General features: G+C 71.4%; 16 protein-coding genes. 13 read left to right on the forward strand and 3 right to left on the reverse strand.

Features of this window, described 5'->3' with window-relative positions:
- The first annotated feature begins 19 nt into the window (after nucleotides 1-19).
- From FV233_RS20805 to FV233_RS20835, 7 genes are all read left to right on the forward strand, one after another.
- Nucleotides 20-751, forward strand: a complete 732-nt coding sequence (locus FV233_RS20805) for a lysophospholipid acyltransferase family protein (RefSeq protein WP_147898637.1) — start codon at nucleotides 20-22, stop codon at nucleotides 749-751.
- A gap of 318 nt (nucleotides 752-1,069) precedes the next feature.
- A complete protein-coding gene (locus tag FV233_RS20810) occupies nucleotides 1,070-3,238 on the forward strand; it encodes a hypothetical protein (RefSeq protein WP_147898638.1) in 2,169 nt (722 codons plus the stop codon).
- 75 nt (nucleotides 3,239-3,313) lie between these two features.
- On the forward strand, nucleotides 3,314-5,038 hold the full coding sequence (locus FV233_RS20815) for a type I secretion system permease/ATPase (protein ID WP_147898639.1): 1,725 nt from the start codon (nucleotides 3,314-3,316) through the stop codon (nucleotides 5,036-5,038).
- Nucleotides 5,035-6,351, forward strand: coding sequence for an HlyD family type I secretion periplasmic adaptor subunit (locus tag FV233_RS20820; RefSeq protein ID WP_147898640.1), 1,317 nt, complete (start codon nucleotides 5,035-5,037; stop codon nucleotides 6,349-6,351). The genes FV233_RS20815 and FV233_RS20820 overlap by 4 nt, the downstream gene beginning before the upstream one ends.
- 103 nt (nucleotides 6,352-6,454) lie before the next feature.
- On the forward strand, nucleotides 6,455-7,750 hold the full coding sequence (locus FV233_RS20825) for a family 16 glycosylhydrolase (RefSeq protein ID WP_147856136.1): 1,296 nt from the start codon (nucleotides 6,455-6,457) through the stop codon (nucleotides 7,748-7,750).
- Nucleotides 7,751-8,068: 318 nt separating this feature from the next.
- Nucleotides 8,069-9,418, forward strand: coding sequence for a CHASE3 domain-containing protein (locus tag FV233_RS20830; RefSeq protein WP_147856135.1), 1,350 nt, complete (start codon nucleotides 8,069-8,071; stop codon nucleotides 9,416-9,418).
- 55 nt (nucleotides 9,419-9,473) lie between these two features.
- The gene (locus tag FV233_RS20835; protein WP_147898641.1) at nucleotides 9,474-10,826 is read left to right on the forward strand and encodes a TAXI family TRAP transporter solute-binding subunit; all 1,353 of its coding nucleotides are present in this window, start codon (nucleotides 9,474-9,476) and stop codon (nucleotides 10,824-10,826) included.
- A 35-nt stretch (nucleotides 10,827-10,861) separates the two neighbouring features.
- Here FV233_RS20835 and senB read toward each other — a convergent pair whose 3' ends face one another.
- Nucleotides 10,862-11,821, reverse strand: a complete 960-nt coding sequence (gene senB / locus FV233_RS20840) for a selenoneine biosynthesis selenosugar synthase SenB (protein WP_147898642.1) — start codon at nucleotides 11,819-11,821, stop codon at nucleotides 10,862-10,864.
- A 27-nt stretch (nucleotides 11,822-11,848) separates the two neighbouring features.
- On the opposite strand from senB, the gene senA reads away from it, so the two are divergent.
- The gene (senA, locus tag FV233_RS20845; protein ID WP_147898643.1) at nucleotides 11,849-13,150 is read left to right on the forward strand and encodes a selenoneine synthase SenA; all 1,302 of its coding nucleotides are present in this window, start codon (nucleotides 11,849-11,851) and stop codon (nucleotides 13,148-13,150) included.
- A 73-nt stretch (nucleotides 13,151-13,223) separates the two neighbouring features.
- On the opposite strand, the gene selD is transcribed toward senA, so the two are convergent.
- Nucleotides 13,224-14,276, reverse strand: a complete 1,053-nt coding sequence (selD, locus tag FV233_RS20850; protein WP_147856219.1) for a selenide, water dikinase SelD — start codon at nucleotides 14,274-14,276, stop codon at nucleotides 13,224-13,226.
- A gap of 329 nt (nucleotides 14,277-14,605) precedes the next feature.
- Here selD and FV233_RS20855 point away from each other — a divergent pair, with 329 nt between their 5' ends.
- The 3 genes from FV233_RS20855 to FV233_RS20865 are packed head-to-tail and all read left to right on the forward strand — an operon-like array spanning nucleotide 14,606 to nucleotide 17,745.
- A complete protein-coding gene (locus tag FV233_RS20855; protein ID WP_147898644.1) occupies nucleotides 14,606-15,493 on the forward strand; it encodes a putative selenate ABC transporter substrate-binding protein in 888 nt (295 codons plus the stop codon).
- A gap of 15 nt (nucleotides 15,494-15,508) precedes the next feature.
- On the forward strand, nucleotides 15,509-16,189 hold the full coding sequence (locus FV233_RS20860) for an ATP-binding cassette domain-containing protein (protein ID WP_147856217.1): 681 nt from the start codon (nucleotides 15,509-15,511) through the stop codon (nucleotides 16,187-16,189).
- The gene (locus FV233_RS20865; RefSeq protein WP_246690048.1) at nucleotides 16,186-17,745 is read left to right on the forward strand and encodes an ABC transporter permease; all 1,560 of its coding nucleotides are present in this window, start codon (nucleotides 16,186-16,188) and stop codon (nucleotides 17,743-17,745) included. The genes FV233_RS20860 and FV233_RS20865 overlap by 4 nt, the downstream gene beginning before the upstream one ends.
- 110 nt (nucleotides 17,746-17,855) lie before the next feature.
- On the opposite strand, the gene FV233_RS20870 is transcribed toward FV233_RS20865, so the two are convergent.
- Nucleotides 17,856-18,566 carry a L,D-transpeptidase gene (locus FV233_RS20870; RefSeq protein WP_147898645.1) on the reverse strand — a complete coding sequence of 237 codons (711 nt, stop codon included), beginning with the start codon at nucleotides 18,564-18,566 and terminating at the stop codon, nucleotides 17,856-17,858.
- A gap of 465 nt (nucleotides 18,567-19,031) precedes the next feature.
- Here FV233_RS20870 and FV233_RS20875 point away from each other — a divergent pair, with 465 nt between their 5' ends.
- Both FV233_RS20875 and FV233_RS30915 read left to right on the forward strand, forming a co-directional pair.
- Nucleotides 19,032-20,306, forward strand: a complete 1,275-nt coding sequence (locus FV233_RS20875; protein ID WP_147898646.1) for a site-specific integrase — start codon at nucleotides 19,032-19,034, stop codon at nucleotides 20,304-20,306.
- The coding region (locus FV233_RS30915; RefSeq protein WP_210249497.1) for a hypothetical protein at nucleotides 20,303-20,667 on the forward strand (365 nt) is incomplete at its 3' end. The genes FV233_RS20875 and FV233_RS30915, both read left to right, overlap by 4 nt.

Below are 20,667 nucleotides of genomic sequence, written 5' to 3' on the forward strand. Positions count from 1 at the left end.
CCCTAGGTGAGGCCCGACCTTGGCGCAGCACGCCCGTTCCCTCCTGTTCGTCGCCTACTGGACCGCCTGGACGGCCCTGTTCGTCGCGCCGCTGGTCGTCCTGGCGCTCGCCGGGGCGCCGGCGCGGCCGGTCCGCACGGCGGCGCGGCTCTGGGCCCGCGGGGTCCTGGCCGGCCTGCACGGGATCGTCGGCCTGCGCTACGTCGAGGAGGGGCGCGAGCACATCCCGAACGAGCCCTGCCTGCTCGTGGCCAACCACCAATCCACCTGGGAGACCCTGGCCTTCCTGGTGCTGGTCCCGGACGTGGCCATCGTGGCCAAGCGCGAGTTGCTGGCGATCCCGGTGGTCGGCTGGTTCCTGCGGCGCTCGCCGATGATCGTGATCGACCGCGCCAACGGCACGCAGGCCCTGCGAGCGATCATCGAGGGCAGTCAGGCCGCCGTCGCGGCGGGCCGCTCGGTGCTGATCTTTCCGGAGGGCACGCGGGGCCGGGCCGGCGACCCGCTGCAGTTCAAGCGCGGCGTGGAACTGCTCTACGGCCGGCTGCGCCTGCCGGTGGTGCCAGTCGCGGTGAATTCCGGCCTGTTCTGGCCCCGGGGCATGGCCACGCGGGCCGGCACGATCGTGGTGAGCTACCTCGCCGCCCTCGCGCCCGGCCTGCCGGCCGCGGAGTTCCTGCGCGGCACCGAGGGCGCGATCGACCGCGAACTCGACCGCTGGCGTCCGGCCGACGCGCAGGGGCGGCGTTAGCCCCCGTCCCCGCCCCGAACAATCAGGGCTGCGCGCGCCTCCCGCGGCACGGGAGCCGCTGACTACATCGCGAGCCACCACCAGCAAGCTGTTCGGGTGGGCGACGATCAGCTCTCACCTGTCGGCCGGACTTTAGACGACGGCAATCACGGTCTTCGATCAGCGGATCGGCGCGATCGGCCGGATCGCCCCCCCGCAAGCGTGTTTTCGCAACAGACGCGATCCACCGAATACCGATCGTCTCGGTATTCCCTACCGACGCCTGGATTTGCAACCCACAGTTGCACAAATGGTTACTTGATGAACCCGGAGGTGTTCATGTCGCTCTCTCCCGCCGCCATCCTCAGCCCCGCTTCGCGCTCCCTCGCATGGCTCGTCGGCCCCGACGCGCTCCTGTCCACGACCGCCCTCTCCACCGGCCAGCTCGCGAGCCTCGGCCCGATCGCCTCGATCATCGAGGGCACCGTCGATAACGGCTCCGCGGATTCGGGCGGATCGGCGCTGCCGGACACGGTCAGCGCCACGGCGAACCAGATCGTGCTCGACACCCACGCGCAGATCGAGGGGTTCGCCCACGCGGTCGCGCCGCTGAACGGGCCGCTGCACGGATTGACCAATCTCGGCGAGACCGTGGGCCTCGGCCATATCGGCGAGGCCGGCAACCTGATCACCGACCTGACGGGCGCCGTCGCCAACCCGACAGGATCCGGCGCGATCCCGTCGCTGCTGAGCGATGCCGGTGCCGTCGCCACGGCCGCCGGCACGCTGCTCGAATCGGTCACGGCGGTGCCGGCGAGCGGCAACGGCCTCGTCGGGGCCGGCGGAATCCTCAGCCCGGCGACCAGCATCCTCAACCAGGCCGTCCTCGACCTGCACACGACGCTGGAGGATGCCGGCCATCAGGTGTCGGTGCTCAATGCGCCGGTCCACGCGGTCACGGCTCTCGGCGAGACACTCGGCCTCGGTTATCTGGGTCAGGGCGGCAACCTCCTGACCGACACGCTGGCCCTGCCCGGATCGCTCCTGACCGGCGGCGGGCTCGCCTCGGCCAGCCCGGTCCTGTCCGATCTCGGCCACGTCCTCGGCTCGGCCGACACCCTGGTCGGCTCGATCACCGGCGCGGCCAATGCCGGCGGCCTGCTCTCGTCGGACGGGCTGCTGGCCCCCGTCACCAACCTGGCGAACACCGCGGTGCTCGACATCCACGCGACCCTCGAGAATCTCGGGCACGGGGTGCCGCTCCTGAACGACGCGCTCCACGGCCTGACCAATCTCGGCGAGACCCTCGGCCTCGGCTATCTGGGGCAGGGCGGCAATCTCCTGACCGACGTCGCGGCCCTGCCCGGCGACCTGCTGGGCGGCCAGGGGCTCGGGGCGCTGTCGCCGATCCTCAACGATGTCGGCGCCGTGACCCACGCGGCCGGCGGCCTGCTCGGCGGCGTCACCGGCATCCTCGGCGGGCTCGGCGGCGATGCCGGGGCGCCGGGCGGCAGCCTGCTCGCCCCCGTGACCTCGGCGGTGGATGGCCTGCTCGGCGGGCACGGCGGAACGCCCCTCGACGGGTTGCTCGGCGGCCTCGCCGGTGGAGGCCAGGCGGATGGGATCGGCCCCCTGCTCGGACCGAACGCGCCGCTGCAGCCCGTGGCCGGGCTCGCCAACGGCGTGATCGACGGCATCCACGGGGTGCTGGAGCAGACCGGCCACGACGTGGCGATCCTGAACGAGCCGCTCCACGCCGTGATCAACCTCGGCACCAATGTGGGCCTGGGCGAGCTCGGCGAGGCGCACAATCTCCTGACCGACGTGGTCAACCTGCCCGGCGCGGTTCTGGGCGGCAACGCGGCCCCCGCGATCGGGCAGGTCGCCGGCGATGTCGGGCAGGTCGCCGATGCGGCCGGCGGCGTCCTGGGGTCGGTGACCGGGGCTCTCTCCGGCGCCGCCGGCGGCCAGGGCGGCACGGGTCCGCTCGATGGCGTGCTCGGGACCGTGACCTCGGTCCTGGGCGCCACGGAGGGCGGCGCAGGCGGCAACCCGGTCGGCGGCCTGCTGGGCGGCCTGACCGGCGGGGGCTCGGGCGATGCCGGCACCGGGACCCACCCGCTGATCGACGTGGCCGCGGGCCCGACCAGCGCGACGCCCTTGGCCAACGCGGCCGTGCTCACCCCGGCCGCGGATCCGGCCCACACCGTCCAGGCGAGCGCCATCGCGGTGGGGGCCGACCAGCCGAGCCTGGCCACCGCCAGCCTGCTCTCCGGCGACAGCATCCTGCTGCCGCAGAGCGGCGGCGGAGGCGCGGATTCCCTCGTCGGGCAGATCCTGAGCCCGGCCTCGACGGCGCCCGCCGGTGCCGGGGACGCCGGTGGCTCCCACGGGGCGAGCCTCGATCTCGGGATCGTCACGATCGACCTCGGCAGCCATGCCGACGTCCACCACACCGACCCGACCCCGCACTCGGCCACGGGCGGCCTGCACCTGCTCGGCCTCTGACGGCCGGAGCCCCCGCCGCCGACGCGGCGGGGGCTTTTTTGGTGGACGTGGAGCAAGGCTCCGGGGGACAGTCCGTTGACCGACGAACGCGTGTTGCGTGCTGCCAAGCGCCGGGAATTCTGGGCCGCGATCGGGGCCGGGCGCACCGCCCTGATCACCGTGATGATCGTGAGCGGCCTGATCAACCTGCTGATGCTGACCGCCCCGATCTTCATGCTGCAGGTCTACGACCGGGTGCTGCCGAGCCGCAGCATCGCCACCCTGGTCGGGCTCGCCGGCATCGCCCTGATGCTGTTCGTGATCCAGAGCGTGTTCGAGGTCTTCCGCGCCCGGATCCTGTCGCGGTTCGGCCGCCTGGTGGACGAGCGCCTCGGCCCGCGGATCTTCCGGACCCTGCTGGCGCGCGGCTCCGAGACGCCGCGCGGCGACGAGGGCCCCCAGGCGCTGCGCGACCTCGACACCGTGCGGGGCTTCGTGTCGAGCATGGCGCTCACCGCCTTCTTCGACCTGCCCTGGGTGCCGCTCTACATCGCGGTCTGCTTCCTGTTCCATCCCTGGCTCGGGGCGGCGATCGCGGCCGGCGCCCTGTTCCTGTGCGTGCTGACGGTCCTGACCGACTGGGCCTCCGCCGAGACCACCCGGGAGACCGTGCGGGTCGCCGGCGAGCGCCGGTCCTTCACCGACATGGCGCACCGGACGGCGCCGCTGCTCTGCGCGCTGGGGATGCGGTCGCGGGTGGCCGACCTCTGGCAGGTCCGGACCCGCAAGAACCTCGACGTCGCCACCTACGGCAACGACCTCGCCATCGGCTTCGGCGCGGTGGCGCGCCTGCTGCGCACGGTGCTGCAATCCGGGATCCTGGGGCTCGGCGCCTACCTGGTGGTGCGCGAGGAGGCCACCGCCGGGGTCATGCTGGCCGCCACGATCCTGTCGGCCCGGGCGCTGGCGCCGGTGGACCTCGCCATCGCCAACTGGAAGTCGTTCTCGGCCGCCCGGCAGGCCTGGAGCCGGCTCGTGGCGTTCCTGCCCCGGCGGGAGCCGGAGGCCCTGACGCCCCTGCCGGCGCCCCGGGAGAGCGTGCGCGTGACCGCCCTGTCGATCGCCGCCCCCGGGACCGACAGCCTGATCCTGCACGACGTCAACATCGCCTTGGCCCCCGGCAGCGCGCTCGGGGTGATCGGCGCCAGCGGCTCGGGCAAGTCCACCTTCGCCCGCGCGCTCGTCGGCCTGGCCCGGCCGGTCCGCGGGGTGATCCGCCTCGACGGCGCGGCGATCGACCAGTGGGATCCCGACGCCCTCGGCCGCGCCGTCGGCTACCTGCCGCAGGACATCGAGATGTTCGACGGCACCATCGCGGAGAACATCACCCGGTTCGACCCGGCGCCGGACCCGGAGGCCCTGCAATCGGCCGCGAAGGCGGCGGGCGTCCACGAGGTCGTGCTGCGGCTTCCGGGCGGCTACGACGCCCGGGTCGGCGCCGGCGGACTCGGCCTGTCGGGGGGCCAGCGCCAGCGGATCGCGCTGGCGCGGGCGCTCTACGGCGACCCGTTCCTGGTGGTGCTCGACGAGCCGAACTCCAACCTCGACGTCGACGGCGACCGCGCCCTGTCGGCCGCCGTGCAGGGCGTGCGCGCCCGGGGCGGCATCGTGGTGGTGATCGCCCACCGGCCGAGCGCGCTGGCCGCCGTCGACCGCATCCTGGTCCTGGGCGAGGGCCGCGTGCGCCTGCACGGGCCCCGCGACGAGGTCCTGGCGCAGCTGGGCGCCCTGACCCGGCAGACACCCACGAGGGTCGCATGACGCGGGACCAGGCCTCCATCGACCCGACCCGCGAGACCCGGCGCTCGCTGCGGCGGCACGTCGTCGGCGTCGCCGCGGTGATCGTGCTGGCCACCGGCACCGGCGCCTGGACGGCCGCCACGGAACTGTCCGGGGCGATCATCGCCACCGGCTCCCTGGTGGTGGAGAGCAACATCAAGAAGGTCCAGCACCCCACCGGGGGCGTGGTCGCCGAACTGCCGATCCAGGAGGGCGCCCGGGTCCAGGCCGGCGACCTGCTGGTCCGCCTCGACGCCACCACCACCCGGGCGACCTACGACAGCGTCACCAAGAGCCTCTGGGAGATCGCCGCCCGCAACGCCCGGCTGGAGGCCGAGCGCGACGGCCGCGACGAGCCCGCCTTCCCGGCCGACCTCGCCGGGGCCGGGCCCGACGTCGCCCGGATCGTCGACGGCGAGCGCAAGCTGTTCCGCTTCCGCCGCGACGCGCTCCAGGGCCAGAAGGCGCAGCTGCGCGAGCGGATCGGCCAGTTGCGCGAGGAGATCAAGGGTCTGGTCGAGCAGGCCGCCGCCAAGGAGCAGGAGACCACGATCATCGGCCGGGAATACGAGGGCGTCGAGGATCTCTGGAAGAAGAACCTGATCCAGTTGACCCGGCTCACCAGCCTGCAGCGCGACATGTCCCGGCTCAAGGGCGAACGCGGGGTCCTGGTGGCCAACATCGCCCAGGCCAAGGGCAAGGTCTCGGAGACCGAGCTGCAGATCATCCAGCTCGAGCAGAACCTGCGCAGCGACGTCGCCAAGGAGCTGGCCGAGAACCGCGCCAAGGCCGCGACCCTGACCGAGCAGCGGATCGCAGCCTTCGACCAGCTCCAGCGCATCGAGATCCGCTCGCCGCAGACCGGCTACGTCCACGAGCTGGCTGTCCATACCCGCGGCGGCGTGATCTCCCCGGGCGAACCGATCATGCTGATCGTGCCGAACGCCGATTCCCTGGTGGCCGAGGTCCGGGTCGCGCCCCAGGACATCGACCGGCTGCAGACCGGCCAGGCCGCGGGCCTGCGCTTCCCGAGCTTCGACCAGCGGACCACGCCGGAACTCAACGGCCGGGTCACCCGGATCGCCGCCGATGTCAGCGAGGACAAGCGGACCGGCAGTTTCTACTACCTCGTGCGCCTGGGCGTGACCAAGGACGAGCTGAGCCGCCTCGACGGCGCCAAGCTGATGCCCGGCATGCCCGTGGAGGCCTTCATCCGGACCGCCGACCGGACCGTCCTGTCGTACCTCACCAAGCCCCTGGTCGATCAGGCGCGCCGGGCATTCCGCGAGAAATAGGGCCGTCCGGCGTCCTCGCCGCCGATCGGCAGGGATTTTGCAACCCCTGATTGCATACAGGGCTTGATCCCGCAGGATCCGGCAGAACCGTAGGCCAGCCACGATGCCGATCGACCCCAACAACCTCGCGCAGACCGCGACCCTGACCTACAGCGCCGAGTTCGACACCCTCGACCTCTGGAACGGGACCTCGGGCCTCGACACGGCGGGCGGGCCGCAATGGGGCAGCTACGTCACGGCGACCGGGACGCGGCCGTTCAACCAGGAGCAGGAATGGTACCTTCGCGCCGACCATCTCGTCGGCGGGAGCGGCGCGGCTTTGCCGAACCCGTTCGGCGTCCATGACGGCATCCTGACCATCACGGCCGCGCCGTCCGACCCGGCGCTGCTCCCGGACCTCGGCGGCCAGCCCTACACGTCCGGGATGATCAACACGTCCCACAGCTTCAGCCAGACCTACGGCTACTTCGAGATGCGGGCCGAGCTGCCGGCCGGGCAGGGGATGTGGCCGGCCTTCTGGCTGCTGGCCAAGGACGGCTCCTGGCCCCCCGAGATCGACGTGATGGAGATGCTCGGGCACGACCCCGACACGCTCTACACCAGCGTCCACAGCCTCGCGCCCGGCCAGACCGCCGGCGACCACACCCTGAGCCAGGGCACCGCGCAGGTCGCCGACATGAGCGAGGGCTTCCACACCTACGGGGTGGATTGGGGGCCCGACAGCCTCGCCTTCTACTTCGACGGCCAGGAGGTCTACCGCACGCCGACGCCGGCCAGCCTGGACAAGCCGATGTACATGATCGCCAACCTCGCGGTCGGCGGCACGTGGCCCGGCGACGCCGACGCGACGACGCCGTTCCCGGCCCACATGAACATCGACTACCTGCGCGCCTACCAGGCCAGCCCGACCGGTGCGGCGGCGAGCCTGGAGCCGGTCTTCCACTTCTACGACGCGTCCACCGGCCAGCACCTCTACACGGCCAGCACGGCGGAGCGGGACACGCTGCAGAGTTCCCAGACGGCCTACGCGTATCAGGGGGTCGGCTGGGCGGCGCCCACCGACGCGGCCGGCACCGCGGACGTGTTCCACTTCACCAACGCGGCGACCGGCGACCATTTCTACACCGCCAGCGCCGCCGAGCGGGACGGCCTGATCGGCTCCGGCTCGGGCTACCGCTACGACGGCGTCGCCTTCGAGGCCTACACGGATCCGTCCGCCGCCGGATCGGCCGCCATGAACATCGAGCGGTTCGTCAACACCGAGAGCGGCCGCCACTACTACGCGTCGAGCACCGCGGAGATCACCTATATCGAGCAGGGCCACGCCGGAACCGGCTGGATCGACGAGGGTCATGCCTTCACGCTCCACGCCCCGACCCAGAGCATGTTCGGCCTATAGCGGCCGGGGAGGGGGAGGGCCCGATCGGATCACGATTGCGGCAGCAGGGCCTGAAAACCGCTGTCGTCCGTGATGTTTGCCCGATGCGGCGGGAACAATCGCCGGGGCCGCCTTTTGTGCTGGCGGTTCCACCCATCGGCCCGGTCCGGATCGGCCGCCGACCCCATCGAGACAGGAGATCGCTGTGCCCGCGGCGCGGAGCGCGACCATGCGCGAGCCCATACGGCCAGCGGCTCCGGCCGGCGGGATCGCCGGCGTGCGTGTGAGCCGATCCTGCGCAGCCCGCTCCCACGCAGCCCTCGCCCGCACGGCCACGCCGTGACCGCCCGGACCGCCCTGGACGTGATCGAGCAACTGCCCCGGCGCTCGAAGACCGTCGATCGGATGATCGCGGGCCTCGCGGTGATCCTGGCCATGCTGGGCATCGCTGTGGGCGCCTCGGTCTACCAGCAGCGCGGCAGCGAGGCCGTGCGTCACGCCCTGGCCGTGGAGGGGCGCCTCGGCCGGGTGCTGTCGGCGGTGCAGGACGCCGAGACCGGGCAGCGCGGCTACCTGCTCACCGGAGACGAGGATTTCCTGCCGCCGTTCCGGGCCGGCCGCTCCAAGGTCAACGGCGAACTCGCCCGCCTGGGCGACCTCCTGCGGGACGACGACGGCCAGCGCGCCGAACTCGACGGCCTGATCCTGCTGATCCGCGAGAAGCTCGGCGAACTCGCCACCACCATCGACCTGTACCGGGGCGGCGACGCGGAGGCGAGCCGGACCCTCGTCCGGGAGGGGAGCGGGCGCCGTCTGATGGACGAGATCCGCACGGTCGTGCGCCGGATGGAGGCCCAGGAGACGGCCCTGATGGAGCAGCGCCAGGCGGCGGTCTCCCGGATCGCGCTGCTGATCTGGGCGGCCCTGGCCGCGCTGGTCCTGGTGCTGATCCTGTTCGCGGTGTCGGCCATGCGCGAGGCGGGGCGCCGCCGCCGGCTGTCGCGCTTCCTGCCGCAGGAACTGGTCTCGCGGCTGGCCGACGACGACGGCAGCCTGCGGGCGGGCCGGCGGCAGCAGGCGGTCATCGCCTTCGTCGACATGCGCGGCTCCACCGCCCTGGCCGAGCGCCTCGACCCGCAGCAGCTCTCCGCCTTCCTGTCCGCGTTCCGGCGCCGGGTGATGCGGACCGCCCGGCTGCACAACGGCGTGGTCGACAAGTTCCTGGGCGACGGCGCCCTGGTGGTGTTCGGCCTGCCCGAGGCGCAGGGCGACGACGCCGCCCGAGCGGTGGCCTTCGCGGGGGACCTGGTCGAGGCCATCGCCCGCTGGAACCGCAAGGGCGAGCACGACGCCACGGTGCGCATCGGGATCGGCCTCCATTGCGGCGAGGTGTTCAGCGGGATCATCGGCGAGGAGGCCCGCTACGAGTTCACCGTGCTGGGCGACACCGTGAACGTCGCCGCGCGCCTTGAGCAGGCGACCAAGGTCCACGGCGTGCCGATCCTGGCCTCGGAGGCGGTCCGGCGGGCCGCAGGCCCGGCCACCGCGGTCTGGCGGGAGGTCAGCCGCGAGCCCCTGCGCGGCCGCCGGGAGCCGATGGCCTATTTTTCCGTCGAGCCGCCGGGCCACGCCGAGCCCGCACCGGCCCGCCTGCGCGACGTCGATCCGCTCCCGGAACTGGCGCTGTAGCCGCGCTTTCGAGCCGCGCCGGCAAGCGGCGCGGCCGTGACCAACCGAGAGGCCGATGCCGAGAAACCTGTCCTGGCTTCTGCGCCGCGAGACCCTGCTGGGCGGCGCCGTGATGCTCCTCGGCATGGCGGCCCTGGCCGCCTGGTATCTCCTGCAGGCGACCGTACTCACCGTCGCGGTGGCGCCCCGGGACGGCACCGAGCCCGGCCTGATCAAGGCCTACGCGGACGCGCTGGAATCGGGCCGCACCGGCCTGCGCCTCAGGATCCTCGCCTTCGACGACGTGCGCGAGAGTGCCGCCGCCCTGCAGGACGGGCGGGCCGACCTGGCGGTGGTCCGGCCCGACGTGCTGCTGCCGACCAACGGGCTCACCCTGGCGATCCTGCGCGACCAGGCGATGATCATCGCCTCGCCCGAGCAGGCCGGCATCACGGATTTCCCGCACCTGGCCGGCAAGCGGGTCGGCATCGGCACGCACCGGGACGCCGATATCGGATTGCTCAAGAGCCTCCTCGGCTATTACGGCCTGACGCTGGAGCCGGCGGCGGGCACCGGACCGGGCGACCGCGCAGTCGTGCTCGTGCCGGTCGGCGAGGATGGCGTGGCCGGGGCGCTGCGCGAGAAGCGGATCGACGCCTTCATCAGCATCATCGCGCCCTCCGCGCCCAAGGCGCTCGAGCTGGTCGCGGCGGTCCGCTCGGTGGCGCGCGGCGGCAAGGTCGCGTTCGTCGCCGTGGCGGACGACGACGCCGTGATCGAACGCTTCCCCAAGCTCCAGGCCGTGGCCATCCCGGGCGGCCTGTTCGGCGGCCGGCCCAAGCTGCCGGCCGACGACGTGAAGACGGTGGGCGCCTCCTACCGGCTGATGGCCCGCGCATCCCTCAGCCGTGCCGTCGCGGCCGACCTGACCCAGCAGCTGTTCGAGAAGCGCACGGAGGCGGCCAACGCCACGGAGGCGGCGGATTACGTCCAGGCCCCGTCCTACGAGACCACCGTGGCGGCCACGAGCGCCCGGATCCCGATCCACCCGGGGGCGATCGACTATTACGAGCGCGAGCAGCACGGCTTCGTCGAGCGCTACGGCGACACGCTCTACCTGCTGGGGGCGCTGGCCGGCGGCCTGGTCTCGGTCCTGGCCTGGATCCGGCAGCGCCTGGCCGGCCTGCGCCGCGAGCACATCGACGAGATCGTGGAGCGGCTCCTGGAGATCACCGAGCAGGCCCGCGCGGCCCAGGATCCGGCGGCGACCGCCGGGCTGACCCGCGAGGTCGACCGCCTGGCCGGCGACGCCGTCCGCTACGCCCGCGAGCGGGCCCCCGACGCCGCCACGATGTCGGCCGTCGCCATCGCCCTCGACACCGCCCGGGCGACGATCGCGGACCTGCGCCGCCCTGCCGCCGCGGACTGACCGGGCCGGGATGGCGGGGGTGCCGGAGCGGGGCGCTACGGGCGGCAGCGCGCGACGACGCGCCGGAGGGACTCGCGCTCCCGGGCCGGCGCGAACAGGTCCGCCCGGGCCGCGCCGCACGCGGCCAGATTGTCCAGGAACCCGGGCTCCTCCTCGGCGCGCAGGAGCAGGGCGGCCAGGGCGGCCTCGTCGCCGACCGGGAAATAGCCGGGATAGGTCGGCCCCAACAGGCCGCGCGTGCCGGGGATGTCGGAGGCGATCACCGGCAGGCCGGACACGAGGGCTTCCGACACCACGTTGGCACCGCCCTCCTGGAGAGAACTGAGGACCATGACGCGCCCCCGGGTCAGCCACCGCCGCACCAGGGATCCCGGCCGGTCGCCGAGCCACAGGTAGCGCGGGTTGTCGGCCATCTCGGCGCGCGCCTGGGCCGCCCAGACCTCCGCGGAGGCCCCTCCGAGATGGACGACGCGCATGCGGGACCGGGCCGGAAGCCGCCGGACGGCGCGGGCGGCGCGGAACGGGTCCTTCTCGGCACGCAGGTGCCCGACGACGAGGACCTCGAACGCCGCCTCCGATACCGGCCAGCGCCGTCGCCGCGGCAGGGCGGACTGGAACACGACGTCGAGCTTGCCGCGGTGGCGCTCCGGAAGCGCGGCGGGGATCAGGTCGTGGAGGCCGATCAGGCGGTCCGCCAGGTCGAGCGAACGCAGCGTCGGCTCGGGGTCCGCCGCGAGATAGTGGTAGACGTCCGTGCCGGTCAGGGCGACCACCAGCGGCCGGTCGGGGTGGCGGGCCTTGAAGCGCGCGATGGACAAGGCGCTGCGCCAGGCGTGCAGGGCGAGCATCAGATCGGCGTCCGCATCCTCCCCGTAGGCCATCGTCACCTCGACTTGATGTCCGAGATCGCCGAGGATGCGCGCCCAGCGGGTCGCCGTTGTCCGATTTCCGGCGCGGGACATCCTCGCAGCCGGCGTGATGAGACTGATCTTCATGGTCTCGACAGGCTTCCAGGACGTTTGATGCGCGCACCGGTTTCCGCTGCCGACCTCGTGACCATGCTGCAGGATGCCCGGGCGCGAACGCTCGAACTGGTGGCAGGCCTCGATCGTGACCGCCTCATGGGGCCGAAGTCAGATATCGTGAACCCGCTCCTGTGGGAAATCGGGCATCTCGCCTGGTTCCACGAGCATTTCATCCTGAGAGCGCTCGACGGGCAGCCGCCCCTGATGGCCGAGGCGGACACGCTCTACGATTCCGCCCGGGTGCCGCACGCGACGCGCTGGTCGATCCCGCTGCCGGCGCTGCCGGAGACCCTGGGCTACATGGCCCGGGTCCACGAAGCCCTGATCCGGCGTCTGGCCGATCGCGAGCCGACGCGCGAGGAGGCCGACCTCTACCAGCTCGTCACCTTCCACGAGGACATGCACGACGAGGCCTTCACGTACACGCGCCAGACGCTGGGCTATCCCGCGCCGGCCTTCGCCGCGTCGGCCACCGCCCGGTCCACGGGAACCGGCCCCTGGCCCGGCGACGTCACCGTGGGCGGGGGAACCTGGCGGCTCGGATCCGAGCCCGGCGGCTTCGTGTTCGACAACGAGAAATGGGCGCATCCGGTGCCGGTCGCGCCGTTCCGCATGGCCCGCGCGCCGGTGACCAATGCCGAGTTCGCGGCCTTCGTCGCGGATGGCGGCTACCGCGCGGACGCCCACTGGGACGCGGACGGGGCGGCTTGGCGCGACGGCTGCGGCGCCGCGCATCCGGCCTACTGGACGCGTCACGGGGCGCGGGACTGGACCGTCCGCAGGTTCGACCAAGACGCGCCGCTGGCGCCCGACGAGCCGGTCGTCCACGTCAACTGGCACGAGGCCAACGCCTATTGCCGCTGGGCCGGCCGGCGCCTGCCCACGGAGGCGGAATGGGAGGCCGCCGCCGCCGGCGCGCCGGCGCGCGATGGGACGCTCGGTGGCACCAAGCGCGGCTATCCCTGGGGCGATGCCCCGCCCACGGCCGACCGCGCCAATCTCGACGGCGGCCATCTCGGCTGCGTCGACGTCGCCGCCTACCCCGCGGGCGACAGCGCCTGGGGCTGCCGGCAGATGCTCGGCAACGTCTGGGAATGGACCGCGAGCCCCTTCCTGCCCTTTCCCGGCTTCGCGCCCGACGCCTACAAGGCGTATTCGGAACCCGCCTTCGGAACGCGCAAGGTCCTGCGCGGCGGCGCCTGGGCGACCCGCTCGCGCATGGTCGACACCGGCTATCGCAACTTCTTCGGCCCGGAGCGCCGCGACGTGTTCGCCGGCTTCCGCACGGTGGCGCTTTAGGACGCTCGCCGCCGCACTGGATCCCGGTTCGGTGCAGGCGGCCCAGACAAGGCCGAGGCCGCCCCGTGCGCCGTCAGGCTTCGACGCGGATGCCGGGGGGGCCGGCCTCGAACCGCCCGACGATGGCGGCCTGCGCGAAGCCCGCGGCGCGGACCTGGGCCAGGATCGCCTCGGCACGACCGGGCGAGCAGGTCACGAGGAGGCCGCCCGAGGTCTGGGGATCGGTGAGGATGTGGCGGCGCCAGTCCGGCAGGTCCGCGGGCAGGGTGACCTGGCCGCCGAAACTCGCCCAGTTGCGGTGCGATGCCCCGGTGACGAAGCCGTCCCGCGCCAGCGCTTCGGCCCTGGGCAGCAGCGGGATCGCGCCGCCCGCGACGACGAAGGTCAGGCCGGCGCCGCGGGCGAGTTCGAGCCCGTGCCCGAGGAGGCCGAAACCGGTGATGTCGGTGATGGCGTGGACCTCCGCATCGCCCGCCAGATCCGCCCCGACCCTGTTGAGACGCGTCGTGGTGGCGACGAAGTCGGCATAGCCCGCGGCGTCGAGGGCCTCGCGCTTGATCGCGGCGGAGTAGATGCCGACGCCGAGCGGCTTGGTCAGGATGGCCACGTCGCCGGCGCGCGCGTCGGCGTTGCGCCGGATGCGGGTACGGTCGCACAATCCGATCACCGCCAGGCCGTAGATCGGCTCCGGGGTATCGATCGAGTGGCCGCCCGCGATCGGGATGCCCGCCTCGGCGCAGGTGGCGGCCCCGCCCTTCAGGATCCGGGCGACGACCTCGGGGGCGATCTTGCCCACCGGCATGCCCAGGATGGCGAGCGCGAGGATCGGCTTGCCGCCCATGGCGTAGACGTCGGAGATCGCGTTGGTGGCGGCGATCCGACCGAAATCGTGGGGATCGTCCACCATCGGCGTGAAGAAGTCGGTCGTGGCGATGAGGCAGGTCCCGTCATCCAGCGCCCAGACCGCCGCGTCGTCGGCCGTCTCGTTGCCGACGAGCAGGCGCTCGAACGGACCGGCCACCGGCTGGTCGGCCAGCAGCGTGCGCAGCACCGCCGGGTCGAGCTTGCAGCCGCAGCCTCCGCCATGGGCGAGGCTGGTGAGGCGGACCGGCGGAGGCGTATCCATGGCTGAATCCTGTGGCATCGCGCGCTGTGACAACGGAGGGTTAACCACGGGTCCTAGCAGACAAAGGCGGGGATCCGGTACAGACGGCCGTCAGGATGGCACGGTGCGGGCGCGTCGCACCCGCCACCCGGCCCGCCCGGATCGGTGCAGGACCGCAGCGTGCGCCGCCTCCGTCCGGCCCGTACGCACACGGCATCGTCCCGCAAGATCCATCCTCGACAGAATGGGCGTTCGATTCGGTGATCTAACGCCCGCATGAGCCGTCAATTGATTGGACATCGGCCTCCGCTTGAGGGTGTTAGAGTGTCGGAACACGGGTGGGGACGGCGATGCTGAGACGGACGTTGAACGGGGCGTTGCTGGCGGGACTGGGATGGCTCGCGGCATCCGGCGGCGCCGTCGCGCAGGAGCGCGCGAAACCGGCCTTCGTCTTCACCGGCATTCCCGACCAGGACGAGAGCCGCCTCGTGGAGCGCTTCGGCAAGGTCGCGCGCTATCTCGAGGGCAAGCTCGGCGTGCCCGTGACGTACATCCCCGTGAAGAACTACCCGGCGGCGGTGACGGCCTTCACCAACGGCCAGGTTCAGCTCGCGTGGTTCGGAGGCTTCACCGGGGTGCAGGCGCGCAAGGCCTCGCCCGGTGCGCAGGCGATCGCGCAAGGCGCCGAGGACGCGGCGTTCAAGACCTACCTCATCGCCAACACGAAGACCGGCCTGGCGAAGTCGGCCGACTTCCCGAAGGCGGTCGCCGGCAAGACGTTCACGTTCGGCTCGCGCGCCTCGACCTCGGGTCGCCTGATGCCGGAGTATTTCATCCGCGCGGCGTTCCCGGGCAAGACGCCCGAGGAGGCGTTCTCCCGCGTCGGCTTCTCCGGGGACCACACCCGCACGATCCAGCTCGTCCAGTCTGGGGCTTTCGAGGTCGGGGCGGTCGACTACTCGGTGTGGGACCTCGACGACAAGGCCGGCAAGGTCGATCACACGGCCGTCGGCATCATCTGGGAGAGCCCGCCGTTTCCCGACTACCAGTGGACCGTGCGGGGCGATGTCGACGCGATCTACGGCGCCGGCTTCACCGAGAGGCTGCAGGCGGCCCTCGTCGGCATCACCGATCCGGCGATCCTGGCGCCCTTCGCCCGCTCGAAGTTCATCCCGGTGACCAACGCCGCCTATGAGCCGATCGAGCGCGTGGCGAAATCCACGGGCTTGCTCGACTGACGCGAGCGCAGCGCGGTGACCGCATCCCGAGCCGAGCCGGAGATCGTGCTGTCGGGCGCCCAGGCGGCCTATGACGGCAAGCCGGTCCTGTTCGGGGTGGACCTGACCATCCGGGCCGGCGAGCGGGTCGCCCTGATGGGCCGCTCGGGGGCGGGCAAATCTACCCTGCTCGGGCTCATCCACGCCCAGGCGCGCGCCCGCACCGCGCTGATCCCGCAGGCGGCGGCCCTAGTGCGGACCCTGTCGGTCTTCCACAACGTCTACATGGGCCGGCTCGACCGGTGCTCGACCCTGCACAACCTGCGCACCCTGGCGTTTCCGGCCCGCGCCGACCTGGCCGAGATCCGAGGCATCCTCGGGGAGATCGGGCTCGCCGGCGAACTCCACGCCAAGGCCGGCGCCCTGTCGGGGGGGCAGCAGCAGCGCGTCTCGGTGGCGCGCGCGCTCTATAACGGGCGCCCGATCCTGATCGGGGACGAGCCGGTCTCGGCCCTGGACCGCACGCAGGGCGGCCTCGTCCTGGAGCGGCTGGCCAGGCGCCACCGGACCCTGGTGCTGGCGCTCCACGACATCGCCCTGGCCCTCGCGCACACGGACCGGATCGTGGTCCTCGATGCCGGGCGCATCGTGCTCGACGCGCCCGCCCGCGACCTCGACGAGGCGGCCCTCGCCCCGTTCTACGGTCAAGCCCCGTGAGCGCCCTGCGCCGGATCCCCGGCTGGGGCTACGCGGCGGTGACGCGCTGGTTCGCGGCGGGTGCGCTGGCCGCGCTCCTGGGGGCCGACCTCGCGGTCAGCAGCCTGCATCCCTGGGCCGACCTCCAGCGCCTGCTCGGCGGCCTGATCCGTCCGGACTTCCTGGCGGTGGACATCTGGAGCGTCGTGTACACCGTCGCGTTCGCGATCCTCGGGGTGACGGCGGGGGCCGGGGCCGGCTTCGTCCTGGCCATTCCGTTCGCCAGGGTCCGGGGCGTGCGCCTCGTCTGCGCCGGCCTGCGATCCGTGCACGAGCTGTTCTGGGCGCTGCTCCTGATGCAGGTGTTCGGCCTGTCGGCCCTCACCGGCATTCTCGCCATCGCGCTGCCCTATGCGGGGATCTGCGCCAAAGTCTATTCCGAGATCATGGAGGAGGCCGACCTGTCGGCCCTGCGGGTGCTGCCCGAGGGGACCGGCGCCCTCTCGGCCTTCGCGTACGGCCGCCTTCCGGATGTCGCCGCGGCCTTCCGGCACTACACGCTCTACCGGTTCGAGTGCGCCATGCGCTCGACCCTGGTGCTCGGCTTCATCGGCCTGCCGACCATGGGCTTCTACCTCGAATCCGCCTTCCGGCAGGGCCGCTACGCCGAGGCCGGCGCCCTGCTCCTCGTGTTCTACGCCCTGATCGGCTCGCGCCGTCTCTGGATGCGGCTCTCGACCCTGCCCCTCCTTCTCATCGTCAGCGTGCTCGCCCTTCCGCGCACCGTCGGGACGACGCACTGGCTCTCCAGCCTGGACCGCTTCGTGACGCACGACATCGTCCCGAGCCCGCTCCGGTCCGGCGCGCTCCTCGACCCGGCGACCTGGAGCCGGCTCGGGCTCTGGTTCCGGCCGATCCTCACCCAGCAGATCCTGCCGGGCGCCGTCCAGACCCTGATCCTCGCGCAGATCGCGCTGGTGGCCACCGCGCTGGGCGCGCTGCTGCTGTTCCCCCTGGCCTCGCGCCGGTTCGCAGGGACGATCGGCCAGCCCTTCGGGCGCGTCCTGCTCGTGATCGTGCGCTCGACGCCGGAATACATGCTGGCCTACGTGCTGCTGCAGCTGCTCGGGCCGTCGATGCTGCCGGCGATCCTGGCGCTGACGATCCACAACGCGGGCATCGTCGGCTACCTGATGGGGCGCCACGCCGACGACCTCGCCTACCGTGCCGACGCCCCGACGGGCCTGAACCTCTACAGCTACGAGACGGTGCCGCGGCTCTACGGGCAGTTCCTCGCCTACCTGCTGTACCGCTGGGAGCTGATCCTGCGCGAGAGCGCGATCTTCGGCATCCTCGGCGTGGCGACGCTCGGCTTCTACGTCGACGCCGCGATCTCCGAGCTGCGCCTCGACGTCGCCGTGCTGCTGATCGTGGCGACCGCCGCCCTGACCATGCTGGTGGATGCGCTGTCCAGGACCCTGCGCCGGTCCCTGCGCCTCACCGACCTGCCGGTCCGCCTCTCCGAGTCGCGGCACGGATCCGCCGCGACCCCGCCCCTCCGCACGGCCTGCTCCTGACGGGCTCGCGCCCCTTTACGGCTGCCGCGAGGGGGCGACCGGCCGCGACGAGGAGCGCCGCCGGCAGGGCCGGGGAGTCCGGATGGATCGGCCCGGGGCCGACAAGCCCCTCAAGCCGGCAGGACCACCACCTTCGTCTTGACCGGCGTGCGCGCGTAGAGGTGGATCATGTCCTGGCTGAGCAGGCCGACGCAGCCGCTCGTGATGCCGGAGCCGATCGTCTCGGGATCGCTGCTCGCGTAGATCGTGTAGAGCGTGTAGGCGCCGTTCTGGTAGAGATGGAGCGTGCGGGCGCCGAGCGGGTTGTCGAGGCCCCCCGGCATGCCGCGGGCGTATTTGGCGGCCTCGGGCTGGCGCTTGATCATCTCCTTGGGCGGCGTCCAGGTCGCCCATTCGGACTTGCGGCCGACGTAGGCGTCGCCGCTCCACAGGAACCCGTCGCGGCCGACATTGGCCCCGTAGCGGGTGGCGGATCCGTCGCCCTCGACGCGATAGACGTAGAAGTTGCGAGGATCGACCACGATCGTGCCGGCCGCCTCCTTGGTGTCGTAGCGGACCGTCTGGCGGAAATATTTCGGGTCGACCTTGCGGATGTCGGCCGCCGGGATCGGGAACCTCTCGTCGGGCATCGGCCCGTAGATCTTGGCCGCCTCGGCCAGGATCAGGCCATCGGATGTCGCGCAGCCGCCGAGCCCGAGCGCGCCCAGGCCGACGGCCGAGCCGGCCAGGAACGACCGGCGGCTGAGAAACCCCGCCTGCCCCCCGCGCAGGCCGACCGCATCCCCGTCGCCGCCCTCGGCGCCCCGACCGTCCATGATCATGATCCCGGACTTCCCATGAGCCGCGGCCCGATACGGTCACGCCCACGGCCTATACCAATCACGCGCCCGGCTCGACTGAGCTTGGCAACGCCTGTCCGCCTGGAAGCGCGGCTATTACGTCGAGAGTATGGCCAAGCCTGTTCGGCGCGCGGATGCGGCGACCGGGGGAGGTCGGAGGCGGACGTGATCCGCAGATCGGAGGCAGGGCCAAGCCGGTGGCGATCATCGCCGGCTCAAGGCTCGTCGGAGCCGTGCCGGGTTTTCGCTCTGTGAGGAAGTGGCGCGCCCTACGGGAATCGAACCCGTGTTTTCGCCGTGAAAGGGCCGCTACCAGAGCTCAGGCTAGCTGAGGCTTACGACTTAAGTGACTGAAGTTTAATAGCTCTGCATCGGCACGCTAGCGCTAGCTAATCGGGACAGGCCCCCGTATATTAGGTCATATTATGCCAAGCAAGCGGTAGGGCTATGGCGCGCACGGTCAGAGACGCGAAATTGGAGACCCGATCGGCTCGTGCGCGACTCACGCCTCAGCCCGCACCTTATTGGCGGTGTCTCATCCCCAGCGAGTTGCACCTAGGCTATCGGCGCCGCCGCAAAGATGCTCCGGGCAGTTGGGTCGTTCGGCGGTACCTCGGGCTCGACGCCGGGGGCGTTGGTCGCTACCGGGCGGAAACGCTCGGTCTCGCCGATGACTATCAGGATGCCGACGGCGCGACGGTCCTAGGCTATGCCGACGCACAGCGGTTAGCGCATGAGGCGGCCAACGGCGCCGAGGAAATTGCGGCCGTTACGGCCGCGCCTCTGACGGTGCGGGTCGCTATTGAAGACTACCTTGCTTTCCTGCGCGTCGAGCGCCGAAGCGCCGTCGATGCCGAGAGCAGAGCGCGTACGCACATCCTCCCGGGTCTGGGCGAGTTGCGCGTGGATGCGTTGACGACGGACACTCTTGTCCGCTGGCGCGATGGCTTGGCAGCAGAGTTGCCCAGGGCGCGAACGAGACCCGGTGAACCTCAACGCTACAAGATGGCTCCGACATCGGATGACCAGCGGCGCGGTCGGCGAGCTACCGTGAACCGGACGGCGACCGTTTTGAAGGCAGCGCTAAACCGCGCCTTCGAGCACGGGCAAGTCGCCGATGACACGCCCTGGCGGCGGCTCAAGCCCTACCGAAACGTCGGGGCGGCTCGGCCGGGCTGGCTGACGGTATCCCAAGCCCAACGATTGATCGCCGCTGCTGAGGCTTCGACCGGGTTCCAGAAGCTCGTTCAGGGGGCGCTGCTGACCGGTTGCCGCTACGGCGAGATGTGCGAGTTGCGGGTATCCGATTTCGCCCGGGGGCTGCTGACAGTCCAGCGCTCGAAATCGGGCAAAGCCCGAGATGTGCGGCTTACTGAAGAAGGGGTGGCTTTCTTCAAGGCAATAAGTGCCGGACGCCGCTCCGAAGAGCCTATGTTCGCTCGGGGCGACGGTCAGCCGTGGGCGAAATCGCTGCAGGGCCGCCCGATGGCAGCGGCGTGTCGAGCAGCCGGCCTCGCACCAATGGGGTTTCACCAGCTTCGGCATACCTGGGCGAGCTTAGCCGTGATGGGCGGCGTGCCCCTGCTCGTCGTGGCCCGCAACCTCGGGCACAGTGACACCCGAATGGTCGAGCGGCATTACGGCCATCTCACTGAAAGCTATCTCGATGAGGCAATTAAGGCGAGCGCACCTCGTTTTGGAGCTCCGGAGGCACTCGCGTGACTAAGCGCCCCGCATTGTCCACTAACGCACCGGCATGGGAAGACTTTGAAAGCGCCGACGTCAAAGTTAGACGCAGTTGGCTTAGCTACATCGACATGTGCTTCGACAAACTATTTCTCGAAGGCCTAAACGAATCAGCATTAAATGATCGAGAATTCGAACAGTATATGGAGCGTTACAATATTTATAGAACATACAGCAAAGCCCAGCTTTCAGATTCGGAGAGGAATGCTTTGCTCCTGGGCATGACCAGCCCTTCGGACCATGTAGACAGATGGAAGCAGCTCGCGACCGTCATTAGAGAACATGGAACATCGATCGAATTGAATGAAATATTATCAGAAATGATCGAATACGGCGG

Source organism: Methylobacterium sp. WL7 (assembly GCF_008040085.1).
Classification (GTDB): Bacteria; Pseudomonadota; Alphaproteobacteria; order Rhizobiales; family Beijerinckiaceae; genus Methylobacterium; species Methylobacterium mesophilicum.

Excerpts from the sequence above, each read along its gene's own strand:
- FV233_RS20810 (WP_147898638.1), top strand. The coding sequence starts at position 1,070 with ATGTCGCTCTCTCCCGCCGCCATCCTCAGCCCCGCTTCGCGCTCCCTC.
- FV233_RS20820 (WP_147898640.1), top strand. The coding sequence starts at position 5,035 with ATGACGCGGGACCAGGCCTCCATCGACCCGACCCGCGAGACCCGGCGC.
- FV233_RS20825 (WP_147856136.1), top strand. The coding sequence starts at position 6,455 with ATGCCGATCGACCCCAACAACCTCGCGCAGACCGCGACCCTGACCTAC.
- FV233_RS20835 (WP_147898641.1), top strand. The coding sequence starts at position 9,474 with ATGCCGAGAAACCTGTCCTGGCTTCTGCGCCGCGAGACCCTGCTGGGC.
- senB (WP_147898642.1), bottom strand. The coding sequence starts at position 11,821 with ATGAAGATCAGTCTCATCACGCCGGCTGCGAGGATGTCCCGCGCCGGA.
- senA (WP_147898643.1), top strand. The coding sequence starts at position 11,849 with ATGCGCGCACCGGTTTCCGCTGCCGACCTCGTGACCATGCTGCAGGAT.
- selD (WP_147856219.1), bottom strand. The coding sequence starts at position 14,276 with ATGGATACGCCTCCGCCGGTCCGCCTCACCAGCCTCGCCCATGGCGGA.
- FV233_RS20855 (WP_147898644.1), top strand. The coding sequence starts at position 14,606 with ATGCTGAGACGGACGTTGAACGGGGCGTTGCTGGCGGGACTGGGATGG.
- FV233_RS20870 (WP_147898645.1), bottom strand. The coding sequence starts at position 18,566 with ATGATCATGGACGGTCGGGGCGCCGAGGGCGGCGACGGGGATGCGGTC.
- FV233_RS20875 (WP_147898646.1), top strand. The coding sequence starts at position 19,032 with ATGGCGCGCACGGTCAGAGACGCGAAATTGGAGACCCGATCGGCTCGT.